This is a genomic window from Terriglobales bacterium (genome assembly GCA_035937135.1).
Classification (GTDB): Bacteria; Acidobacteriota; Terriglobia; order Terriglobales; family Acidobacteriaceae; genus DASYVL01.
Map to the genome: position 1 here is coordinate 1 of DASYVL010000033.1, position 1,862 is coordinate 1,862.

At 66.5% G+C, this 1,862-nt stretch carries 1 protein-coding gene; it reads left to right on the plus strand.

Annotated features, from left to right (window positions below; all coding sequences use genetic code 11):
• Positions 1–473: 473 nt before the first annotated feature.
• Positions 474–1,862: D-alanyl-D-alanine carboxypeptidase/D-alanyl-D-alanine-endopeptidase (dacB, locus tag VGQ94_01655; protein HEV2021213.1), on the plus strand; the 1,389-nt coding region annotated here is incomplete at its 3' end.

Sequence of the window (1,862 nt, forward strand, 5' to 3'; positions counted from 1 at the left end):
ATTTTTGGGTGACGGGTGAAAGAGTGGACATGGCGGTATCTACTGTTGTTTCTGTAAGTACAGAAATAACAGACAGAGCAGCCGATTGTCAAGAGAATTCTGCGCCGTACACCGGCGCAAGAAGCCCAGCCAGGGCGGTGGGGAAGCCCTCCGACAACCTCGCTAATGTCATCCTGACCGAGCCCGATCAAGGGCGATGGGGCGAGTCGAAGGACCCCGGGAATGCCCGGGCCGCCGAGCAGCCCTAAGGCATTTCTACGAGAACGGATGCCCGCCTGGGAATTGCAATGCACCGTGAGAACGCCTTGGAGCGGCATCGAAGCACGAGCGTGGTAGGGGTCCTTCGATTCGGCCGTCGTCCGCCCTCGGCGGACTCCGGCCTCGCTCAGGATGACAACCAAAATCAAACGCAAGGTCCTTCGTTCGCCGCGGCGAACTCAGGATGACGGCTTATTGGTGCTAGAATCCGCTCAATGAGCATGGTTCGCCCGCGCGCATGGCTGCTGGGGATGCTGGTGACGCTGCTGGTGGCGGCGCTCCCGGTCCAAGCCGCCGCCCCCACCAAGCCCTCGCTCGACTCCCGCATCGCCGAGTTGCTCGCCGACCCCGATGTGGCTCGCGGCTTCTGGGGCATCCAGGTGGTTTCGGTGGCGACGGGTAAGACCCTGTACTCGCGCAACTCCGACCACTTGTTCACTCCGGCTTCGAACACCAAGCTGTTTACCACTGCCGCCGTTCTGGCCCTGGTGGGCCCCGACTACCGCTTCCACACCACGGTGGAGAGCTCGGCCACGCTCGACAAGTATGGCCGCCTGAACGGCGACCTGGTGCTGGTGGGCCGCGGCGATCCCAACCTCTCCGGGCGGACGCTGCCCTACAACCTGAAAACCGAGCGCAAGGCTCCCTACCTGAAAGCTTTGGAAGATCTGGCCGACCAGGTGGTGCAGAAGGGCGTGAAGTACCTTGACGGCGACGTGGTGGCCGACGATTCCTACTACGCCTTCGAGCGCTACGGCGAAGGCTGGGCGCAGGACGACCTCACCTGGGAGTACGGCGCTCCTGTCTCCGCCCTGACCCTGAATGACAACGTGCTGTTCCTCACGGTGCTGCCCGGGGACCGCGCGGGGGAGAAGGCCTTCGTCACGCTCGATCCGTTCCCCGACTACTACCATCTCGACAACCGCATCCTGACCACGCCGGCGGGGAGCGGCCCGCGCCGCTTCGCGCTGAACCGCCAGCCGGGCTCGGACCAGCTCACGCTTTGGGGCAGCATCCCGGCCGACGACCCGGGCGTCACCGAGTCGGTGGCCATGGAGGACCCGGCGGGCTTCGCCGCGCAGCTCTTCCGCCGCATGCTGGAGCGCCGGGGCGTGGCCATCTACGGACGGGCGCGCGCCCGCCACAGCGACCTGGCGGGCTTTTCCACCATCATCGTGACCGCGGTGGCCTCGGCCGGAGGCGGACCCACGGGCTCGGCCCCGTCCGGCCCGCGCTCCATGGTGCTGGCCAGCTACGACTCGCGGCCTCTTGCGGAAGACCTGCGGGTCATCAACAAGGTCAGCCAGAACCTGCACGCCGAGCTGGCGCTGCGCTTGCTCGGCCGCGAGAAGGGAAGCGGCGGCACCATCGAAGGGGGCCTCGACGTGGTGCGCACCTTCCTGGCAACGGTGGGGCTCAAGCCCCAGGAGTACGCGCTCTATGACGGCTCCGGGCTCTCGCGCCAGAACCTGGTGACGCCACACGCGGTGGTTGAACTGTTGCGCTACGCTGCGACACAGCCCTGGTTCGCGCGCTATCGCGACACCCTGCCCACCGCGGGCGTGGACGGCTCGCTTGCCGAGCGCTTCAAGGGGACGCCCGCC